18 protein-coding genes are annotated in these 20,167 nt (G+C 57.9%); 11 read left to right on the forward strand and 7 right to left on the reverse strand.

The genetic code is table 11. The features are described from left to right. The 5 genes from NW834_RS05550 to NW834_RS05570 all read left to right on the forward strand — a co-directional run. Positions 1-615, forward strand: a 615-nt coding sequence (locus NW834_RS05550; protein WP_414426252.1) for an RNA-guided endonuclease InsQ/TnpB family protein, incomplete at its 5' end; no start/stop codon positions are given. A 246-nt stretch (positions 616-861) separates the two neighbouring features. Next, the gene (locus NW834_RS05555; RefSeq protein ID WP_414352050.1) at positions 862-1,023 is read left to right on the forward strand and encodes a hypothetical protein; all 162 of its coding nucleotides are present in this window, start codon (positions 862-864) and stop codon (positions 1,021-1,023) included. Positions 1,024-1,162: 139 nt separating this feature from the next. Continuing rightward, the gene (locus tag NW834_RS05560) at positions 1,163-1,750 is read left to right on the forward strand and encodes a DUF2062 domain-containing protein (RefSeq protein WP_011433729.1); all 588 of its coding nucleotides are present in this window, start codon (positions 1,163-1,165) and stop codon (positions 1,748-1,750) included. Between the two features lie 195 nt (positions 1,751-1,945). After that, positions 1,946-2,734: a type I methionyl aminopeptidase gene (gene map, locus NW834_RS05565; RefSeq protein ID WP_414342345.1), complete on the forward strand. Its 789-nt coding sequence runs from the start codon at positions 1,946-1,948 to the stop codon at positions 2,732-2,734. Between the two features lie 6 nt (positions 2,735-2,740). Continuing rightward, positions 2,741-4,612 (forward strand): chloride channel protein, encoded by a 1,872-nt coding sequence (locus NW834_RS05570; RefSeq protein WP_011433731.1) that lies wholly within the window; start codon positions 2,741-2,743, stop codon positions 4,610-4,612. Positions 4,613-4,628: 16 nt separating this feature from the next. Here the strand turns inward: NW834_RS05570 and NW834_RS05575 are convergent, their stop codons facing one another. Genes NW834_RS05575 through NW834_RS05590 form a run of 4 tightly spaced genes read right to left on the reverse strand, consistent with a single transcriptional unit; the run spans position 4,629 to position 7,947 of the window. Then, positions 4,629-5,369: an endonuclease III domain-containing protein gene (locus NW834_RS05575; protein WP_414419543.1), complete on the reverse strand. Its 741-nt coding sequence runs from the start codon at positions 5,367-5,369 to the stop codon at positions 4,629-4,631. A gap of 18 nt (positions 5,370-5,387) precedes the next feature. Beyond that, positions 5,388-6,491, reverse strand: a complete 1,104-nt coding sequence (murG, locus tag NW834_RS05580; RefSeq protein WP_414352047.1) for an undecaprenyldiphospho-muramoylpentapeptide beta-N-acetylglucosaminyltransferase — start codon at positions 6,489-6,491, stop codon at positions 5,388-5,390. Between the two features lie 41 nt (positions 6,492-6,532). Continuing rightward, positions 6,533-7,522, reverse strand: a complete 990-nt coding sequence (locus NW834_RS05585) for a photosynthesis system II assembly factor Ycf48 (RefSeq protein ID WP_414342336.1) — start codon at positions 7,520-7,522, stop codon at positions 6,533-6,535. Between the two features lie 8 nt (positions 7,523-7,530). After that, entirely contained in the window at positions 7,531-7,947 is a 417-nt protein-coding gene (locus NW834_RS05590; protein ID WP_414408762.1) for a rubredoxin, read from the reverse strand. Positions 7,948-8,159: 212 nt separating this feature from the next. On the opposite strand from NW834_RS05590, the gene NW834_RS05595 reads away from it, so the two are divergent. Further along, the gene (locus tag NW834_RS05595; RefSeq protein WP_011433736.1) at positions 8,160-8,570 is read left to right on the forward strand and encodes an FHA domain-containing protein; all 411 of its coding nucleotides are present in this window, start codon (positions 8,160-8,162) and stop codon (positions 8,568-8,570) included. Positions 8,571-8,798: 228 nt separating this feature from the next. Further along, the gene (gene tpiA / locus NW834_RS05600; RefSeq protein ID WP_414419544.1) at positions 8,799-9,551 is read left to right on the forward strand and encodes a triose-phosphate isomerase; all 753 of its coding nucleotides are present in this window, start codon (positions 8,799-8,801) and stop codon (positions 9,549-9,551) included. Between the two features lie 4 nt (positions 9,552-9,555). Here tpiA and treY read toward each other — a convergent pair whose 3' ends face one another. Beyond that, entirely contained in the window at positions 9,556-12,357 is a 2,802-nt protein-coding gene (treY, locus tag NW834_RS05605; protein ID WP_414419545.1) for a malto-oligosyltrehalose synthase, read from the reverse strand. 175 nt (positions 12,358-12,532) lie between these two features. Between treY and NW834_RS05610 the strand changes: the two genes are divergently transcribed. From NW834_RS05610 to NW834_RS05620, 3 genes are all read left to right on the forward strand, one after another. Beyond that, positions 12,533-13,201, forward strand: a complete 669-nt coding sequence (locus tag NW834_RS05610) for a hypothetical protein (RefSeq protein WP_414419546.1) — start codon at positions 12,533-12,535, stop codon at positions 13,199-13,201. A gap of 34 nt (positions 13,202-13,235) precedes the next feature. Next, a complete protein-coding gene (locus NW834_RS05615) occupies positions 13,236-14,105 on the forward strand; it encodes a M48 family metallopeptidase (protein WP_011433741.1) in 870 nt (289 codons plus the stop codon). Positions 14,106-14,345: 240 nt separating this feature from the next. Next, positions 14,346-15,284, forward strand: coding sequence for a carbohydrate kinase family protein (locus tag NW834_RS05620; protein WP_414419547.1), 939 nt, complete (start codon positions 14,346-14,348; stop codon positions 15,282-15,284). Here NW834_RS05620 and NW834_RS05625 read toward each other — a convergent pair. Together NW834_RS05625 and NW834_RS05630 are read right to left on the reverse strand one after the other, a co-directional pair. Continuing rightward, on the reverse strand, positions 15,278-17,002 hold the full coding sequence (locus NW834_RS05625; protein ID WP_414374844.1) for an ABC transporter ATP-binding protein: 1,725 nt from the start codon (positions 17,000-17,002) through the stop codon (positions 15,278-15,280). The two genes, NW834_RS05620 and NW834_RS05625, sit on opposite strands and share 7 nt — an antisense overlap. A 36-nt stretch (positions 17,003-17,038) precedes the next feature. Further along, positions 17,039-19,054 (reverse strand): diguanylate cyclase domain-containing protein, encoded by a 2,016-nt coding sequence (locus NW834_RS05630; RefSeq protein ID WP_414419548.1) that lies wholly within the window; start codon positions 19,052-19,054, stop codon positions 17,039-17,041. A 675-nt stretch (positions 19,055-19,729) separates the two neighbouring features. On the opposite strand from NW834_RS05630, the gene NW834_RS05635 reads away from it, so the two are divergent. Continuing rightward, entirely contained in the window at positions 19,730-20,089 is a 360-nt protein-coding gene (locus NW834_RS05635) for a hypothetical protein (protein WP_011433745.1), read from the forward strand. Positions 20,090-20,167 lie beyond the last annotated feature (78 nt).

Raw genomic sequence — 20,167 nt, forward strand, 5'->3', positions numbered from 1 at the left:
GGACAGCAGTTGAACCGAATCCGAGACCACTACTCCAAGCTGAGGGCGGCACTCCAACGCAAAGCCAGTAAGGGCACCCGCAGTTCGCGGCGCAGATGCCGTCAACTGTTGCAACGGCTGTCTGGCAAGGAAAGACGCTTTCAGGCGTGGGTCAATCATCGAATCTCCAAAGCTATTGTCTCTAGGGCAAAGGCGACAAACAGCGCTCTTGCTCTGGAAGACTTGACAGGGATTCGGGAAAGGGTCAATCAACAGCCACGCAGCAAAGCCGAGCGGCGTAGGACCAACAGTTGGGCGTTCTACCAACTACGTCAGTTTCTGGAGTACAAGGCTCTGCGTGCGGGGGTTGCTCTGATTCTTGTGCCGCCTGCCTACACGTCGCAGACCTGCCACCGGTGTTTGCACATTCATCCCGACCCTGCGCAATCCTACCGCAGTGGGAAGCAGTTTAAGTGTGGACACTGTGGATGGGAAGGGGATGCGGATTTGAATGGTGCGAATGTGATTGCGCTTTTGGGGGCTGTCGTAAACCAGCCTAGAGGTTCGTGGTTGGCTTGCCAACTGCAGGGCTACCGAAAGCCCGCCCTGTACTGCGAAGCAGTCAGGGTCGGGTAGTTTACATGGTTCCCGGTGCCGTTGTCTTCTCTGAGATGCGATCTCCTCAGCCAGGTATTCTCGATCCAAGTCGCTCCCATTGGCCGGGGGCCAAGAGCTGGGCTTGCTCCTGTGTCCAGAGGTATAAATGGTTTCGTAGAGGGTGTTCATCCCGGTGAGGTCTGCGCAAATCTCCCAGCAAGCCGATGGGTACACCTGCACAGCCAAGATGGGATCCTAGATTCACAGTCTTCCCCAGAACTCCAGATGACAACTCCCCCCGAAAAGCCTGATCCCAAAATGAAATCGGGATCCCTGCCCTCTGCCCTGCGATCCGGGCTGAACATTGCCCTGTTCCTATTCTTGGTGGTGCTGGTTTCCTACTTGGGTCTTAACTTCGTGCTGGCCTTGGTGGACAAGCTCAGGTGACCACTCCGTAAACCGATCCCCCGGCGTCACCCCGTTGCTGCTGGCCCGGATTTGCCAATGGCCCTTTGTCGCCAAGGGCAGGAAAGATACACTGGATTTACAGGACTTAACACCTTCTCTCAGTTGCCCCCTTGCCACCATGAGCCCCCTCTTTTGGTTGAGGCTGCCCTCTTTCTCCTGGCCTTCGCCGGGATCCCTTAAGCTTTATTCCAGATCCTACTCTGGATCTCAACCAGGGCCGACCCTAGCCCGCCGGGATCCTTCCTGGAAGCGTTGGCTGCGCTATCTTTATCTGCGCCTGTTGCGGCTGCAATCGTCGCCAAAAGAAATTGCCCGTGGCTTGGCGGTAGGGGTTTTTGCCGGCTGTTTCCCCATCTTTGGCTTTCAAACGTTGGCCGCTCTGGTGTTGGCTGTTCCGTTTCGGGGCAATAAGCTGGCGGCGGCGGCAGGAACCTGGGTGAGTAACCCCTTCACCTATGTGCCCATCTATGCATTCAACTACCAGGTGGGGGAATGGCTGCTGGGATCCCGAACTGTCCTTCCCACCACAGAGCTGGTGGCGGCCACCTGGCAAAACTGGATGCAGTGGGGCTTGGAGATGTCGGGCACGCTGTTTGTCGGCTGTGCGTTTGTCGGTTTTTGGGGATCCCTCGTCAGCTATTTTCTGGGGCTGTGGTTGGTGCAGCGGATTCGTCGGCGGCAGAAAATGGCCGGCAGGGGTCTGTGAATGGGCGCAAGGCGATTCAGAATCCCAACTGAGAACCCAATCCTGGACAGTCTGCAGGTGCAGAGATCCATCCGTTTTCACAGAGCTTTTCACAGATAAGGTCTCATGATGGAAGACATGCGAGCGTTGTTGACAGACCTCAGCCGTCGCTCCCAGCGATGGGGGGAGCAGTTGGGATCCGCTTTGCAGACGGGTATGAACCAGCTCACGCAAGCCCCTCAGCCCATTGTGTTGCTCTCTTCGCGGGAACTGGAGAAAATGCGGCGGGCTTGTCGCCTGGCGGCAGATCTGCTCAAGCACTTGGAGCCGATGGTGCGACCAGGGGTCACCACCCAAGAGCTTAACGACGAGGCCGAGCGGTGGACGCGGGCGCATGGGGCCAAAAGTGCCCCTTTAGGCTACCATGGCTTTCCCAAATCCATCTGCACCAGTGTCAACCACGTGGTCTGCCACGGCATTCCCAGCCCCAAGCAGATCCTGCGAGAAGGCGACATCATCAACATCGATGTCACCCCGGTTTTGGATGGCTACCACGGCGATACGTCCAAAACCTTCTTTGTCGGACAGCCTTCTGAGCGGGCGCGGCGCTTGGTGGAGGTGACCGAAGAATGTCTGCGGCGGGGCATTGCTGCTGTAAAGCCGGGGGGGAGAGTCGGCGACATTGGCGCTGCCATTCAAGAATACGCCGAGGCCCAGGGCTACAGCGTAGTGCGGGATTTTGTCGGGCATGGGGTGGGACGGCAATTCCACACTGCTCCCCAGATCCCCCACTACGGCGAACGGGGAAAAGGGGAGAAACTCCGCCCCGGCATGGTGTTCACCATCGAGCCGATGATCAACGAGGGCACCTGGGAGGTGAAGGTGCTCTCCGACGGGTGGACGGCGGTAACTTTAGATGGCAAGCTCTCGGCGCAATTTGAACATACAGTCGCCGTTACCGAAACCGGTGTAGAAATTTTAACCCTGCCTTCCCAAAGCCCTTGAGCCATCATGAACAGCGCCCCCGCTCTCCGCCTGCGCCTCTCCTCCGAGAACCTGCTGCTGCTGCTGGCGGCGGCAGTGGGGTTGGCCACGGGGCTGTTGGTGGTTGGATTTCGCTACTTGATTGGCTGGTGGCGCTATCTGCTGCAGGACACCCTTGTGGATGGCATCGGCAGGGCTGCAGAACACTATGGCCTGTGGCTGCTGGGATCCTGGACACTGGCTCTGGCGCCGGTGTTGGGGGGCCTGCTGATCGGCGCTTTGGGGGCAGTTGTGCCCTTTCCCAACTTGAGCCTCTCCAGCTTGGTGAGTCCTGCTCGTCCTTTGGCACTTCAGCCCTGGTGGATCCCGCTCAAGCTCTTGGCGGCTGCCATCTCGTTGGGCGCGGGAGCTTCCCTTGGCCCTGAGGCCCCCAGTGTGGAAAGTGGCGCTTTGCTGGGATCCCTGCTGGGGCAAAACCTACGCCTCTCGCGGGAGCGGGTGCAACTGTTGATGGCTGCCGGAGCAGCGGCTGGCCTGGCGGCAGGGTTTAACGCGCCCATTGCCGGGGTGTTTTTGGCGCTGGAGCTGGCTTTGGCCCGCACCTTCACCACTTCTGCTGTCAGTGTGGTGGTGTTGGCGGCGGTGGTCTCCGCCTTGATCGCCCAGGTGGGGTTGGGGGCACAACCCGCTTTTCTTTTGCCCACCATCACCCAGCCGGCCTTCGTCCTGCCGGACTACGAGATCCACAGCTTGCTGGAGGTACCTCTGTATCTCGGCTTGGGCTTTTTGGCCAGCCTGGTTTCTATGGCCTTCAGCTACACCCTGGAGTGGGGCAAGCACCTGTTCAACAGTGGCCCCCTGGCGGCCTGGCCAGCTTGGAGCAAGCCCATTTTGGGGGGCGGGATCCTGGGCTGCGCAGGTTTGGGGATCCCATTGGCGTTGGGGGTGGGCTATGAAACCATTGAGTCGATTCTGCAGGCCGTTCCCTTTTCTCTTGGCCATCTGGGCCTGCTCCTATTGGGCAAGCTGTTGCTGAGCGCTTTGAGCCTGGGCAGCGGCTTTGTGGGGGGAACCTTTGCCCCGGCTTTGTTCATGGGGGCAGTGCTGGGGGCAGGCTACGGTCAGGTGCTATCTCAAGCTTTGCCCTTGATTGCCTTGTCTCCCCCTGCTGCCTACGCCATGGTGGGCATGGCGGCGGTGTTGGCGGCCAGCGTGCGGGCTCCGCTAACGGCCATCTTGCTGCTGTTTGAGATGACGCGGGACTATCACATTGCGCTGCCGGTGATGGCGGCAGTGGGTTTGAGCATCTGGCTGACGGAGCAGTTGCATTCGCCGGCCATCTACCCTTCCGCCCGTCGCTATCGCCACGCAACGCTTGACGGAGTCCTTGGGCAGGAGCCTAGAGAGCTGACGGTGCAAGAGGTGATGGTGCCCCCATCTCTTTTGCTTCGGCAAGACACACCGCTGCGAGAAGCTCTGGAGAGTTTGCTGCAGCAAAAGTGCCATAGCGCGTTGGTGGTGGACGGACAGGAGCGGCTGCGGGGCATTCTCACCCTGGAAGATCTGGAGCGGGCCTTGGCCCATAAGGAGGCGGCGGAGTTGGCGGAGCTAACCGTACAGGAGGTCAGCCAATCTCCGGTTCTCACCACCTTCCCCGATGAGGCGGTAGCGGTGGCAGCTGAGCCGATGTACGAATACGATTTGCGCCAATTGCCAGTGGTCTCGCGGGAAGACCCGGAGCAGATCGTCGGCCTGTTGGATCGAGAGCGGGTGCTGCTCTCCCAAGAGATTCAATCGGTGCGGCAAGCCCTGGAGTTGGAAGTTCCCCCAGCAGAGAGAGACGCCGGCAGGAACGGACAAGAGGGGATCCCAGATGCTTCTACTGCGCCCGCAGAATAGAGCCCTGCTGTCGGGATCAACGCTGCCGCCCAGAGGGGCAGGTGGGACGCAGCGGGCAGCGGCCACATTCGGGCATGCGGGCCTTGCAGATGCGCTTGCCCAACCGGACAAAGTTGACGTGCAGGGAATAGGCTTTGCCTCTGGGGATCTGAGGGGAAAGCTGAGCAAAAGTGTCGTCGGGATGTTTGGCCCGCACCAAGCCCAGACGGTTGGCCACTCGATGCACATGGGTATCCACCGGGCAGAGATCCCGACCCAGCCCGAACAACAACACACAGGTGGCGGTCTTCAGCCCTACCCCTTTCAGGGAGAGCAAAAAATCGAGGGCGCCAGCATCGTCTAGCTCTCTTAGAAAGTCCAGACTCAGGGATCCCTGTCGTTCTTGAATGGCAGCCAGGATCTCCTGAATTCGGACTGCCTTGAGGTGGGCTAAGCCGCCGGAGCGGATCACCTGGGCCAGATCTGCCGGGTCGGCAGCCAAGACCGCTTCCCAAGAGGGAAAGGCGGCTTTGAGGGCGCGGAAGGCACGGCTGCTGTTGGTGTCAGTGGTGTTCTGGGAAAGGATCGTGCCCACCAACTCGTCCAGGAGATCGGGGTGAGGGGAAAGGCCATTGGGAGCCTGCTGAGGGATCCCAAAGCACTGCTCTAGCCGCATCAACAGCGATTCCATCCTGTCGGCGGGCGGGAGTTCTGCCAGCAGGGTTGGGGACTCCGCCGCTTTGGCGGGCACAGGCGGGCGTTGGGAAAGGCTGTCCAATCTTGGCTGTACCACGGCTTAACGGGCAGAACTCTGGCGGATCTCCTGCAACAGACGGGCGATGGCCTTGCTGGCATTGGGGGGAGCTGTGGCTTGCAAGTGGGCGGCCATTTGGGCAACCACCTGCGGCTGAGCCAACCAGGTCAACACCGTTTGCCGCAGCAAGTCCAGATTCTCTTCGGATTCTCGCATGACCACCCCCCCACCGCGCCCCACGAAGGCCAGAGCATTCTGATACTGATGATCCTCAGCGGCAAAGGGATAGGGGATCAAAATGGCTGGGGTGGCGGTGGTCAGCAACTCCGCCAGGCTCATGGCTCCGGCGCGGCTAATGGCAAAGTTGGCCCGCTGCAGCAGGGCAGCTACATCTCGACGGAAAGGAAAGGGCCGGTAGCGGGGATGGCTGGGGATCCTGGCTTCCGGATCTTGAGCTTCGCTGCCGCCGGTCAAATGCACAATCCAGGCCCCCGCCTCCAACCAAGCTTCGGCACAGGCGGCCACCATGCGGTTGAGGCCCCGCGCCCCCTGGCTACCCCCCATGACCACAATGAGGGGATCCCCGTCGGGAATGGGGAGGTCGGCAGGGAAAGGCTGGGGCGTGTAGAACTCGGCCCGCACTGGCGTGCCCACCACTTGGGCGGCCACCCCTGGCAAATGCTCTGCCGTCTCCGCCATGCCCAGCGCCACCACCTGACAAAATCTCCCCAGCCAACGGGTCACTTTGCCCGGGATCCGATTGGACTCGTGCAGCAACACCGGTACCCCCAGCGAACGGGCGGCCAAAATGGCCGGAGCGGCAATGTACCCACCGGTGGTCAGAACAACGTCAAACCGTCCCGACATAAGGAGTCGGCGCACTTGTAGGGTCGCACGGGCCAGTTGGGCCAAGGCCTGCAGCCTGTGGAGAGGGGATCCCTGCCAGCCCGACATGACGACCCGGTGCAAGGGATACCGCTCCCGCACCAGCTTCCCTTCCATCCGATCCGGCACCCCCAGCCATTCGATCTGCCAGTCAGGCAACTGCTCGGCAACGGCCAAGGCCGGAAAAATGTGGCCACCAGTGCCGCTGGCAGCAACCAGCAGCCGAGGGCGTGAAGCTGGATCCTTGGCGCGTGTGTCCACCCGTGTGCCGATTAGGGATCCCTAAGATCTGATCTAGATCTTCAGGAGTTGTTGGAGCTGACATAGCGCAAGAGGGTGCCCCGCTGCCCCAGAATAAACCCTTGCTCGGGGCCGAAAAACTCAATGCTGTAGAAGTTGGCGGGGATGTTGCTGAGTTTCTTGGCCTGTTCCCAGGTTTTGCCACCATCAGGGCTGTGGATCAGGGTAGCGCCACCCCCCACCACCCACAGGTCGTGGTCGTTCTGGTAGGCGGCATTGAGGTAGCCAAAGCTGAGGGCCCGCCCTGGACGCAGCGGTGACGACCACTGGCCGGAGGTGAAGTCATCGGTAAAGGCGATCTCCGCCCCTTGGTTCAATTTCCAAGCGCTGCCGTGGGGGCCAAAGCCCATGTTTTGAATGCGGCGGGAGCTTTCCCGCGGGTAGGGCTTCCAGGTGCGACTTTCAGGAGTGTACAGAAAGTAGAAGCTGCCCCGCGACGACACCGCCAGATATTCGCCTTCAGGGCCGCGGGCAATGTTTTTGATGGCCCCAATCGGCTCATCCACTTGGGCATGCCAGGTCTGACCGCCATCTTCGGTGCGGTAGATGGCCCCCACATTGGTCACCATTTCGGCGGCGCCAGGGCCCAGAGCCTGGATCAAGAGCGGCTCCCCTGGCAGTTGGTTGTTGAGGCGGATGGAAGTCCAGTCGGATCCCTCGTTCAGGGTGTGGAGGAGGATCTTCGGCTGCCCGGCCACCCAGCCTTCTGCCCCAGCAAAGCTAATGGAGGCCAGGTAGGCTTCCGGCTCCAGACCCGGCAGCTCCCGCACCTGCCAGTGCAAGCCCCCATCGCGGGATTCCAGCAGCGTTGCTTTGTCTCCCACCAACCAGCCATGGGAAGGGGTGGTGCCGGTGAAGGCAATGTCCAGCAGAATGTTCTGGGTGGGCACTTCCACCTGCTCCCAGGGCACCACCCGCATGTTGGGCATCCGCGCCGCCATTAGCAGCACCGAGACAGCAATCAGCAGCACCAGCCTCAGGGGTTTGAACATCTTGACCCTCACTCGACGAAATAAAAACTCATCAAAAATAAAAATCCCAGCGCCAGTCCCAAAAAGATCAGCAGGTTCTTTTGGGCAGGGGTCATCACGTTCACCCCCAGGCCGTAGCGCAAGTTCTCTTGAAAACCGGAAGGCTTGCCCTTGGCGCCCACTGCTTGGAACGAGCGCTTACCGGCTCGGCACACCGGACATTTCCAATCGGCTGGCAATTCCTCAAACGGTACGCCCGCCGGGATCCGATTGAGCTGATCCCCCTTAGCCGGTTCGTAAACATAGCCACAAGAACGACATTCGTAACGCTGCATCCGCAGGGGATCGCTGAGCTGCGCATCGGTTTCATCTTCCGGCAACTCAATGAGCTTCGGTGTCTGGGGAGAACGGGGTTGAGCACCGGGATCCGGTTGCGAGCCATTCATGGTCAGGGATCCATCTGCATCGTCGATCCTATTATGAGAGGAATTGTTACAAAAATCTACTCAGACCCTTTCTTGTTGCTCAGGGGGATCCCGCACCAGCCTGGGATGCCGACCTGAAGAGACTTATCCGGTGGACACAGGGATCCACCTGGGGGATCCTATGTTATGTTTTGGCTATCCTGCCCTCAGTGTTGTGCAAGCGGGTGCCTTTCATGACCACGCCCCCTCGCCGACCAGCCCTCAATCACGTGCTCATCGTCAAGGATCGTCATGGGCCAAAAGCCTACTGGTTGACGGCTGAGCTCTACTCCTTAGGCCGGGATCCACGCAACAGCATTCGCATCGACTCCCAGTACGCCTCTCGCTACCACGCCATTTTGGTTAAGACAGAGTCTCCCTCTTCTCCCGATGGGTTTACCTACCAAATCATTGACGGAGACATTCAGGGCACCCCCAGCACCAACGGCCTTTACGTGGGCGGGCAACGGGTGGAATTTCGGGATCTGGAGGACGGGGACGAAATTCAGTTTGGCAACGATGCCACCGCTACCTACTCGCTGCAGAACAAAGATCTGGATGAAATTCTGGCTACCTTTGAAAACACCCAGATCGTTGAGCTCTGAGAGGCTGCTTTCCCTGTTGAGTTTTGGCCTGTGGGGGATCCCCCTGTCCCCACGTGGGTTGAGGGGTTAACCGGCGCTCGGAGAAGGGATCCCGTCGCCGTATTTCTGGGATCGCTTGCTGGTAAACTGTGTCATACAAAAAAACGAAAGCTGGGATCCCTGCTGTTTTATTGGGCTTTCTGCTTGCGGGATCCCTTCCTTCTGCTGTCTTTAAGGGAGGATCTCATCTTGCGCCCCATCCTCATTGCCGGCAACTGGAAAATGCACAAGACTCAGGCTGAGGCTCGCGAGTTTCTGCGAGAGTTGGGCCTGGCCCTACAATCATCGCCGTCAGGGTCAGCATCCCAGCGGCAGATCATCTTGTGTGTGCCCTTTACAGACCTGGCGGTGGTGGCAGAGCAAAGCCGCGGATCCGACATAGCCGTGGGGGCACAAAATCTGCATTGGGAGGATCAGGGGGCCTTTACCGGGGAAATTTCCGGCCCCATGCTGGCGGAATTGGGGGTGCGCTACGTCATCGTCGGCCACAGCGAACGGCGGCAGTACTTCGGCGAGACGGACGAAACCGTTAATTGGCGTCTGGCAGCTGCCCAGCGGCACGGGCTCACCCCCATCCTTTGTGTGGGAGAAAGCCGGCAGCAGCGGGAGCAAGGCTTGACCGAGTCTTGGATTGTGGGGCAATTGGATCGCGCCTTGCAAGGGATCGATCTGGAGAACTTGGTGATTGCCTATGAGCCAATTTGGGCCATCGGCACCGGCCAGACTTGTGCAGCTCAAGAGGCCAACCGGGTCATCGGCTTGATCCGGCAACACCTGGGCAATGCCCAACTGCCCATTTTGTATGGCGGCTCGGTGAAGGCCGGCAACATCGATGAGCTGATGGCCCAGCCTGAGATCGACGGCGTGTTGGTGGGAGGGGCCAGCCTAGACCCCCAAGAGTTTGCCCGCATCGTCAACTTTCAGGCCCTAGCTCCCGCCTAGGCCGCTAGCGGGATTGTCCCCACAGCAGGGCCACCGGGAAGGATTTCAAGACAACGCCCACCGGCAAGGTTTCGCCGGCAGGGATCCTTTCCTGGGTTAGCCCGTTCACCCAGTCCAGCCGCTTCCAACGCGGCAGATGAATTTCGGTATCTGCCCAAACGGATTCTCCCAGAGGATCTTGGGTTTCGTCGATCAACTTTGTTAAAAAACGCGGCACTACCGTGAGCAATACCTGCTTACTGTGCTGACGGGCAAAAGCCACAACATGGTCAGCATGGGATCCGCTGATTTGCAGAGGAATGTAGCTGCCCTCGAGAAACAATTGGGGCTGTTCCTGGCGGGCCTTGAGCACGTGGTAAATCAGAAACAGCTTAATGCGTCCGTCGCTGCGGTGTAGTAGCAAATCCGCAATGAGTTGGAGAGGATCCTGTTTAACCCGCCGCTGAATTTCTTCCAAATAGGCGAGGCGACGGGAAAAATCCACAGGCCGACGATTGTCGGGATCCACCATGCTCAAATCCCACAGTTCCGTGCCTTGGTAAATATCCGGGATCCCAGGGCTGGTCAGTTTGATCAGCGTCTGTGAGAGAGAATTAAAAATGCCAAAGTGAGCAACTTTCCGTTGGAAAGGCAAAAAGGACTCCAAAAAGGGGTTAGGGCCTTGAAGGATCCGTTCGATAAAGGCGGTAGTGGCTTCTTCGTACTCGGTATCGGGGCGAAGCCAAGCGGTGTGGACCTTAGCTTCCCGCACTGCTTTGATGGCATAATCTTTGACCCGCTGTACGAACTGGGGCACCTCTTCCGGTTGGAAGGGATAGGAGCCGAGCAAAGTTTGGTAGAGCAAATACTCGTCATTGCGATCCGGCAGTTCTGAGCGCTTGGCTTGTTTGCTGCGGACTTTGTAGCCGAGGTTCAGTTCATGCCAAAGGTTGATGTGCTTTTCCCACTCGGCGGGGATTTCAGAAAGCACATTCAGCCGGGCCCGCACATCTTCGCCACGCTTGGTGTCGTGGGTGGCAGAAGCATTCATGGACAGAGGCCACCGAGCTGCCCGCTCTTGATTAAAGCGGTGAAACTCTTGCACCGAAAGGCCAAAGCGACAGGGATCCCCGCCAACTTCATTGAGAGATAAAAGGCGGTTGTACACATAAAAAGCAGTATCTTCTACCCCTTTGGCCATGAGAGGGCCGGCCAACTGCTGCAAGCGCATGGCAAAATGGATCTGCTCATGTTTCTCTTGGTCTGATAAATTTTCCAGAGACTCCAGGCAGAGAAAGCGCTGAATAAAATTCAGCTCATTCACCAAAACGGGCAGGTTCTCCTTGGCCTTCTCCACAGCTTGACGAACCACCTGTTGACCTTCTGGACTGAGGATCCCTTCGTGGATATAGACGCGGTAGACCGGAAAGCACACCAAAACTTCTACCAAAGCTCGACGTAAGCTGTAGAGGGTAAAGTCATTGGCATAGCGATGATGGCTGGTGATCTGTTTGAGCAAAAAAGCAAGGTTATCCATATCTCCTGACAGGTTGCGCTCGATGATCAAGCGTTTTTTATCTTCGATAACCTGCTCTGGGGCATATCGCAGATTTGTGAAGTTTTGATAGAGAGAGTCAAAAGCCTCTGCATTTTCTTCTTGACAAAAGATGCCGTTGAGCTTAGCTAAAAAATCATAGCCCGTTGTGCCTTGAACCGGCCAGCTTTGGGGCAGACTTTCATTAGCCTCTAGTATTTTTTCTACTACGATGTAGAGATTTGGGCAGCGTTCCCGCAGGCGATGGAGATACTCTTCGGGATTGAACAACCCATCGATATGATCGATGCGCAAACCACTAAAACGCCCCTGTTCTGCAAGCTTAAAGATAAGCTGATGGGTTTTGCGAAACACTTCGCGATCTTCCACCCGCAGCGAGATCAGCTCGTTAATGGTAAAGAAACGACGATAATTGATCTCCTCAGCACCCACCTTCCAGAAGGAAAGGCGGAAATGTTGCCGCGCCAGAAGACTATCCAGCAGGTCAAAGCTTGACGGATCCCCTGGCTTGCCGTTAAAGATGTCAATGTTCTCGTCAAAAAAGCTCTGGATAGGTTGGCTAGAAGTGTAGAGTTCCCACAACGAATGCTTGGCAAAGCTAATTTGATCAGTGCGCTCTAGGAGATCTTCCTTGCTGGGAATGAATTTCAGGCTGAAGAGGATCCCGAGTAACTTGACGTAGTCGGGATGGCTGCGTCCCAATTTTCGCCGCAGCTTGCTCAGGTTGTAGGTAAAAACATCCGCATAGGTGTCAATATTGAGGGGGAACCTCAAGTTGTAGTAGTTAATACTTAGGCCATCGGCATCATAACGAAGCTGGATTTGACCCGACTCCAAACATTTGTCGTAGAAATCTCCCAAGAAAGGGGCTAAGATTCTGCCTTTGATCCCCAGGTAAGAGTGATTCCAATTCACATCAAAGTAGTCAACAAAATCTGAGTTGGGGCCACTCTCCAGAACATCCATGAGCATCTGGTTCTGGCCATCGTAGGCCATGTGATTGGGCACAATGTCCTGGATCCAGCCTATTCCCTGCTGATTGAGGGCTTCCCACAAGAGCTCAAACTTTTCGCTTCCCCCCAGTTCCTGGTTAATCTGCCTGGGATCCACCACGTCGTAGCCGTGGGTGCTGCCTTTGCGGGCTTGGAAGATGGGAGAGGCATACAAGTCACTGATGCCCAGCAACTTCAGGTAGGGAACAATCTGTCGTGCTGCGTCGAAGTCAAACCCAGCATGAAACTGAATGCGATAGGTGGAAGTCGGGATCCGCATGATGACCTTAGAACAATGACAAAGAAGCCGAGCTTGCCAACGGCATAGGGTCAAGAGAACAGATGTATCTAGGGTAGCGGCTAAGATCAAGGAGTCCTGCAGGGGAGAGGCGAGGTTAGTGAACTTGTCAAGGCCACAGAGGAGCGCTTCACCCCCGGTAAGGGGGCCGGCAAGGATGGCGAGGTGGGCAGGGATCCTGCTCGTGGGTGGGCTGATGGGGAGTTGGCGGAGTGAGGCAACCTGGGCAGAAAGCGAGTTTCGGGTGGGGAGTGAGCTGGTTTTGACCCTGCGCACCCCCGATGCCCCCGCTCGCCTCCGTCTGCTGAAGCAACGGTTGGAAGAGATTTTGCTACAGGCCAGCAGCCCTCAGGTGCAGGTCAGTCTGGATATCCCCAGTCCCAATCCCTCGACGACCGGCAGCGGGGATCCCCCAGCTCAAGCCGCTCGGATTCTTTTGAACCAGCAACTGCTGTTGGAGGTAACTCCAGCCGATGCAGAGGCTCATGCTGCTCCCCAACCGGCAGATCTGGCAAGGATCTGGGCGGATCGCCTGCAAACGGTGTTCAACCAGGAATCCAGTCGGCAGCAACTGTTTTTGGGATTGGGGCTGCCCCCGCACTTGACCTGGCAAGGGCGACTCTATCGCCGCGCTGAGCGTGCTGCCGCCGGTACTGGGCGCTTTGTTACCGATGGCACTCGCATTCAAGATCATGTGGTCTATTGGGAGATCCCCTCTGGAGAAAACCCGTTTGATTTTACTGACAAGCCGACCCTGCCGGATCCGCCGCCGGAGCGGCTATTTTTGTTGAATCGCCACCGCCAGTTTGTGCCCTACGAGTTGTAACCGAAGTCCTTTCTCCCTCTGTTGTCTATTGTCTATGTCGTCCATTCAACGAGAACCTCGCATTCTGTTGGGCCTGCGGGCCGACCAATTTCGTCATCCCGTGGATCTGCAAGCCACCCGCTCTCTGCAGCAAGTGCCGGGGCTGGGCCTGCTGATTCAAAATTGGCTTGGCTCAACGGCAGGACAGATATTTTATCTGGACAACATTGCTTCTAGTATCCAAATTAACGAGCATCAGTTGCCGGAAATTCATCAGCTTTTGGTGCAGGCCTGTCGCATCTTGGATCTGGAGGTGCCCCAGCTCTACGTGCGGCAGAACCCCACGCCCAATGCTTACACCTTTGCCATGCAGGGGAAAAAGCCCTTCATTGTCTTGCACAGCTCTCTGCTGGATCTGTTGGAGCCGCCGGAAATTCAGGCCGTGATCGCTCATGAGTTGGGCCACTTGAAGTGCAATCACGGGGTCTACTTGACGATGGCCAATATTCTCATGCTCTCCACCAGCTTGCTCCCCTTCGGGGGGTTGTTTTATCAGGCGTTGCAGGATCAACTGATGCACTGGCTGCGGTGTGCCGAGTTTACCTGTGACCGGGCGGCGCTGTTGGTAGCCCAAGATGCCAAGACGGTGATCTCGGTGTTGATGAAATTGTGTGGGGGATCCCCGCAATTGGCCTCCAAGCTGAACGTGGACGCCTTTTTGGAGCAGGCCCGTACTTACGACGAGCTGGACGGGGATCTGTGGCAGATGGAGCTGAAGCAGATGCAAACGGTGGGGCGCACCCATCCGCTGCCGGTGCTGCGGGCCAGAGAAATCGAGCGTTGGTTCCGCAGCAACACCTATCAGCAGATCCTGGAGCTCCAGGGATTGGGCTCCGCACCGCGGACGTCAACGGCTGCTTCGTAAACTACCCGACTCCGACCGCTAAAGCAGTACAGAGCGGGCTTTTAGTAGCCCTGCAGTTGGCAAGCCAACCACGAGCCTCTGGGGTGGTTTACAGCACCCCCAATCGACCGTTACCAGTGCCTTAAACAACCGTTTCTGGTGTCCGCAGTACAATTATAACCATGGAGGCGGACTTTCCTCTCGACACTGATCCTACCGGTACAGCACGGGGCTCCTGCGATTTCTAGCTGAGTGCTCAAGATGGATCCCTCTCATGTGCCCCTGGGTTTGCCGCTCATCTTGGGGGAGGTGCTTTTCGACTGCTTCCCCACAGAGATTGTGCTGGGCGGAGCAGCTTTGAATGTGGCTTGGAACCTCAAGGGGCTGGGATCCGATCCCCTCTTGCTCAGTCGTGTTGGCCAAGACGAGGCCGCCAGAGAGCTGCTGGGGGCCTTGCGACGGCAGGGGCTGCGCCTGGAGGGTCTGCAGCAGGATTCTGTTCACCCCACCGGCAAGGTTCAAGTAACCCTGGATGAGCAAGGGATCCCCACCTTCGCCATCTTGCCCGACCAAGCCTACGACTACATCCAGTTGGATATCGGGGCTCTGCAAGCTCTCCAGCCCAGCCTGCTCTACCGGGGCAGCTTGGCAGCCCGCCGGGAGGCAGCCCATCGCCACTTTCAAGAGGGGATCCCCGCTTTGGGCTGTCCCGTGTTTCTGGATCTCAACCTGCGGGATCCCTGGTGGCATCCAGACGCCATCCAGGAGATGCTGCGCACCTGCACTTGGCTGAAGCTGAACCAGGCAGAGCTGGAGCAAGTGGCCCAACTGGAAGGGATCCCTCCTGGAGACCTGCTGGAGCAAGGACAGATCCTCCAGGCTCATCTGAACCTGAAAGGTCTATTTCTGACCTTGGGAGCGGCAGGCGCGCTGCTGATCACCCCTACTCAGATCCATCGGGCCGACCCGGTTCCTGCGCCTCAGATGGTGGATACAGTGGGGGCGGGAGATGCATTTAGCGCCGTAGCCATCCTGGGGCTGTTGCGGGGATGGCCGGAGGCGATTCTGGTGCAACGGGCCGTGCAATTTGCGGCGGCCATCTGCGGGATCCCGGGGGGAGCGCCTGCGGATCCGGAGTTTTACCGGCCCTTCCGGCAGGCATGGGAGATCCAGGAGATCCAGAGGCCAAGGGTTCAATGAAACTGGCGCAGGTGAAACTGGGCGTAGCGACCCCCTTTGCCCAGCAATTCTCGGTGATTTCCCTGCTCCAGCAATTGCCCCTGCTCCAAGACGAAAATGCGGTGGGCGGTGCGCACTGTCGAGAGGCGGTGGGCAATCACAAAAACGGTGCAGCGTTGCATCAGCCGTTGCAGCGCTTCCTGCACCAACGCTTCTGACTCGTTGTCCAAAGCAGAGGTAGCCTCGTCCAGGATCAAGATCTTGGGGTTGAGGAGCACGGCGCGGGCAATGGCCAGCCGTTGCCGTTGTCCACCGGAGAGGGTGACCCCCCGTTCTCCCACGCGGGTGGCGTAGCCATCGGGCAAGCTCTCGATAAAGGTGTCGATGTTGGCCACCTGGGCCGCCTGGCGCACCGCTTCCAGGTCAAAATGCTCTTGTCCGTAGGCGATGTTGCTGGCAATGGTTCCCGAAAACAGGGTGATCTCCTGCGGCACAATGCCGATCTGCCGGCGCAGGCTCTTGAGGGTGACGGTGCGGATGTCGATGCCGTCGATGCGGATGCAGCCCTGCTGGGGATCGTAAAAGCGGGGAATCAGGCTCACCAGGGTGGATTTGCCGGCGCCGGAGGATCCCACCAGGGCCACAATCTCGCCGGGAGACACCTGAAAGCTGATCTGTTTGAGCACCGGCTGATCCGGTTTGTAGGCAAAGGAAACTTGGTCGAACTCCACCCAACCCTGAATGGGAGGCATGGGGCGGGCCCCGGGCAGCTCCCGGATTTGGGAGCGGGTGTTTAGCAGCTCGAAAATCCGCTCCACCGAAGCCTCACCCTGTTTCAGCTCGCTGTAGTTGTTGGTGATATGAACAATAGGGTCGATCAACATCGCAACACCGGCGATAAAGCCGAGAAACTGGCTGCCGGTCAGGTTGCCCTGGCTAATTTGCCAGCCGCCCACCCAAAACACCCCCAACACGCTCATGGCGTACAGAAAACCCACCACCGGGTCTTGGATGGCTCTCATCTGTTCGGTCTGAAACCGGGCCAGGCGGTTGCTTTCGGCAATGGCACTGAAGCGGCGAATTTCGTAGTCCTCAGCCGCAAAGGCGCGAGTGAGGCTGATCCCGGCAAACACTTCAGTCAAGAGGGCGGCCAAATCCGACATCTTCTCTTGGTTGAGGCGGGAGCGAAACAAAAGGCGATCCCCAAACCAACTGATCAAGGCTCCCATCAGGGGGGCGATCAGCAAGGTGGTCAAGGTGAGAATGCCGTTGAGATAGAACAGGTAGGCCACCACCGCCAAGATGGTGAGCACGCTGGGGATGAAGCGATGGAAAAACCGCTGCACCACCTCTCCCACCCGATCCAGATCCCCCGTGAGGCGATAGACCAGATCGCCGGTGCGGCTGCCGGAAAAATAGTCCACATCCAGTGCCTGCAGGTGGGCATAAATCTGTTGGCGCAATTCCAAAACCATTTGCAAGGAGGCCCTCGCCATCAGGGTGTCTTGGCCATACTGAAAAGCGCCGCGCACCAAGAAAAACACCACCCCAATCAAGGCCAGCATCCGCAATTGCCCCAGATCCCCGGCACCAATGGAGCGGGCCACCCACTCGATCAAGTAGGCGAGGGCGGGCATGGTTAGCACAAAGCCAAGGGTACAGGTTAGCCCCAGCAACAACATCCACAGATGGGGCCGAATGAAGGGAATGAGACGGCGATAGCTGCGACCCGGATGCACAAATCACAAACCAGAAGGGCCTCTGACCCAACCAGCTTACAGGATAGTGTTGCGGACTGCTGCCGGGATCCCTGAAACTGGCCGGTAGAGCTGAAAGCCGCTGCGGCCATTTTCCTTGACCTGGTAGAGGGCCAAGTCGGCATGGTGCAAAAGGGTAGATGCCTCCACTCCGTCTTGGGGGTAGAGGGCGACGCCGATGCTGCAGGTCACGGAAAGGGAATGGCCCTCGCAGGAGAAGGGAGTTTGAAAGGCATCGACAATCCGCTGAGCCAGACGCGCTGCCACTGTGGGGCTGCCAATTCGGGGCAGCAGCAGGGTGAACTCATCCCCTCCCCAGCGGGCGACGATATCTCCAGGGCGAACGCACTTGGTTAACCGTTCAGCTACCCCCTGCAACAGGGCATCGCCGACACCGTGGCCGAAGGTATCGTTGATGTCTTTGAAGTGATCCAAATCCACAAAGAAGAGGGCCAGAGATTCACTGTAGTATTGCTGCAGGGTCTGCTGCAGCCGCTCCCGAAAGGATTCGCGGTTCACCAAACCTGTCAGGGCATCATGATGAGCGCGAAACTCCATGTAGGCTAAGCTCTGCTTTTGGGCGGTGATGTCTTCGCAGATGCCTTCATAGCCGAGGATGTTTCCGGCTTTATCTTTAACCAAACGGGCCTTTTCTCGGACCCAGATGATCGAGCCATCCCGCCGCCGCAGCCGGTACTCAAAGCCGCGTACGGATCCCTGCTCCTGCAATAGCCGCACAAATTCCTCCCACTGGCTGGGATCCACATAGAGCTGCCGCTTGCCCGCCTCTTTCGCTTCGCGCATCAATTCTTCGGGGGAGCTGTAGCCGCAGATCTGGGCCAGCATCGGGTTGGCGGAGAGATACCGACCTGCCGCATCGGTGAAAAAAATGCCCTCTACCGCATTCTCGAAAAAATTGCGATAGCGCTCCTCAGCCTGGCGCAGCTCCTCTTCCACTTGCCGGCGCTCCGAGATCTCGAGGGCCAGAGACACCAAATCCGCCAGGGATCCGGCGAAGTTTTGCTCTTCTAAGGTCCAGTGGCGAGGGGATCCAATGTGCTCGTGGCAGAGAACACCCACCATCCGTCCTTCCAGTCGAATGGGGGCATCCAGCATCGAGACCACTCCCATTGCTGTCAGGTAGGAATTGCCGAACTCGGCGGTGCGGGGATCCGCCACCACTTGGTCGGCAGCAATGGTGCGCTCTTGCTCCAGGGCTTGAAAATAACGGGGATAGTCTTTGGCCCAGATCTCCGCCCCTTGAGTATGGGATCCCTCGGGGTTGTCTGGGGTGATCTCGAATTGATTGATGCAGCGAATGCTGGAGCGCTCCGACGTGTAGAGCCAGACCCCCACCCGTGCCACCCCCAGGGTATGGGCGGCTGTAGTACAAATCTGTTGCAGAGCAGCTTGTAAGTCTCCTTGGCTGAGGGCTTTGTGCCGGGTGAGCTCCATCAGAGCCCGGTTGTGCTCCAACAGTTGCTTTTGGCTGCGCTGTAGCTGCCACTCCACTTGCTTGCGTGCTGTGATGTCCTGACAGGAGCCGACAATTCGGCTGATTGGCTTGTTCTCCTCAACTACTGGAGAAAGGGTAACGATTAGAACACGGGTCGACTCTGGGTCGGGAGCGGCAGAGGCCGTTAGGCTCAGCTCGAAGCTCACTTGCCGGCCATGGCTGAGGCAGTGTTCGGTGTGCAGTTGAATCTGCGCAGCCAGAGAAGGCGGTAGACAACTCTGGAGCTCTTCTCCCTCGATAGGTCGAGAGGAGAGAAAAAACATCCTGCAAAAAGCCGGGTTACCCACCAAAAACCGACAGCGCGGTTGAGGTGAGCCTCTTTCTGGCTCCGGGGGCAGACACTCAAGGACAAACAACCCATCGCTGACGCTCTCGAACATGGTGCGCAGCACAGCCCGTCCCCGAGCCTGTACCGGGCGCCCACGGTACATGACCTGGGGATTCCACAGATCGGCCCGCGTCAGCGCATCATAAACGCTGCCAGCCTGGTCTGGCCCAGCAGTCCCCCTTTCAACCATAGGCTAGGAACACCCAGTAGACGCTCGGGCAACGGGGAGGGCAAGCCGAAAAAAACAGCTATGAATTCACGCTGTCTCTGCCATTCTACGGTCATCCTATGGAATTGTTGGGGGAGTTTGTGTGTCTCTCGATACAAAAGATCCCCGGGCTGGCACGGGCTTTTGGGTGCTCCGGAGGGGATATTCTTTGAAGCAACTCTTGAGGTTAATTAAAAGAATTATTAAAAAGCCTGTCCTGCCGACGTGAAGGGCTATGCGTCGCCGTTTTCAAGGTTAAACCGCTTCTGGCTCCCGAACTTGTTCTACCCGTACATCGACACGCTTGGGAAGGAACCAGGCTCCTATTAGTTAGAACTGCTCTCATTAGAAAGAACCTCAGCTAGCCCTGGAAAAGGGATCCCTGCCAGACCCAGGATGGCTAATTCCGCGGGCGTGGGATCCCCGATGCATCCAAGGCAAGAGAGGAGGACTGATGGATACAACTCCACCACTCAACCGAGTAACAGCATAGCTCTATTGAGATTAGCTTTCAATAGCGTGCCGGCAAAGTAGGGATCCTCTTTGATAAAGACTTGCATTAAGCTTGAGGAGTCTGGTAGAGTGCTTACCCAAGTAGCAATTGCTAAAGATTTGCAGTTAAGTTCCCTCGGGAGAGCGGGTCGCGGAGTGGCAAGCATGGCATGGCAACAGGTTCAGGCGGGGGTGTGGTGTAGGCAGTTGGGGCAATTGGCGCCTCAGTGGTGGTTGGGCTGGAGTCTGGAGCAGGGCTTTCGGCTCTACCGCAAAGAAGTTTCCTCTGCTCTGCCTTCTCTCTCTGCTTTGAGGATTCGCTACCAAGAGCGAGATGGCTGGCTGGACGTGTTTCTGGGAGAAGCGGAGCAATGTAACCGACGACGGCGCAGCCTTTTGGATCCGGCAGCGCGGGTAGCCTTGCACTACATGCCGGAAGATTTAGCTCAGATTCAGTCCCTAAAGTGTCCTCACGAGCGCATTCCTCCGCAGCTTTGGCAGCGGCTAACCCAGCAGCCGGGTTGAGGACTGTTGAAGGTTAGAGGGCTATTTATTGTTTTTATTGTTTCAGATGGATCCAGTCCGCTGCGGCAACCGATCCTG

Origin of the sequence: Synechococcus sp. R60.1, assembly GCF_047461835.1 — a bacterium.
GTDB lineage: Bacteria > Cyanobacteriota > Cyanobacteriia > Thermostichales > Thermostichaceae > Thermostichus.

What these genes read in the sequence shown, in the direction of transcription:
- NW834_RS05610 (WP_414419546.1), top strand. Translation starts at nt 12,533, where the DNA reads ATGGCGAGGTGGGCAGGGATCCTGCTCGTGGGTGGGCTGATGGGGAGT.
- NW834_RS05590 (WP_414408762.1), bottom strand. Translation starts at nt 7,947, where the DNA reads ATGAATGGCTCGCAACCGGATCCCGGTGCTCAACCCCGTTCTCCCCAG.
- NW834_RS05595 (WP_011433736.1), top strand. Translation starts at nt 8,160, where the DNA reads ATGACCACGCCCCCTCGCCGACCAGCCCTCAATCACGTGCTCATCGTC.
- NW834_RS05620 (WP_414419547.1), top strand. Translation starts at nt 14,346, where the DNA reads ATGGATCCCTCTCATGTGCCCCTGGGTTTGCCGCTCATCTTGGGGGAG.
- NW834_RS05635 (WP_011433745.1), top strand. Translation starts at nt 19,730, where the DNA reads ATGGCATGGCAACAGGTTCAGGCGGGGGTGTGGTGTAGGCAGTTGGGG.
- NW834_RS05630 (WP_414419548.1), bottom strand. Translation starts at nt 19,054, where the DNA reads ATGGTTGAAAGGGGGACTGCTGGGCCAGACCAGGCTGGCAGCGTTTAT.
- treY (WP_414419545.1), bottom strand. Translation starts at nt 12,357, where the DNA reads ATGCGGATCCCGACTTCCACCTATCGCATTCAGTTTCATGCTGGGTTT.
- NW834_RS05560 (WP_011433729.1), top strand. Translation starts at nt 1,163, where the DNA reads ATGAGCCCCCTCTTTTGGTTGAGGCTGCCCTCTTTCTCCTGGCCTTCG.
- NW834_RS05615 (WP_011433741.1), top strand. Translation starts at nt 13,236, where the DNA reads ATGTCGTCCATTCAACGAGAACCTCGCATTCTGTTGGGCCTGCGGGCC.
- NW834_RS05570 (WP_011433731.1), top strand. Translation starts at nt 2,741, where the DNA reads ATGAACAGCGCCCCCGCTCTCCGCCTGCGCCTCTCCTCCGAGAACCTG.
- map (WP_414342345.1), top strand. Translation starts at nt 1,946, where the DNA reads ATGAACCAGCTCACGCAAGCCCCTCAGCCCATTGTGTTGCTCTCTTCG.
- NW834_RS05555 (WP_414352050.1), top strand. Translation starts at nt 862, where the DNA reads ATGACAACTCCCCCCGAAAAGCCTGATCCCAAAATGAAATCGGGATCC.
- NW834_RS05585 (WP_414342336.1), bottom strand. Translation starts at nt 7,522, where the DNA reads ATGTTCAAACCCCTGAGGCTGGTGCTGCTGATTGCTGTCTCGGTGCTG.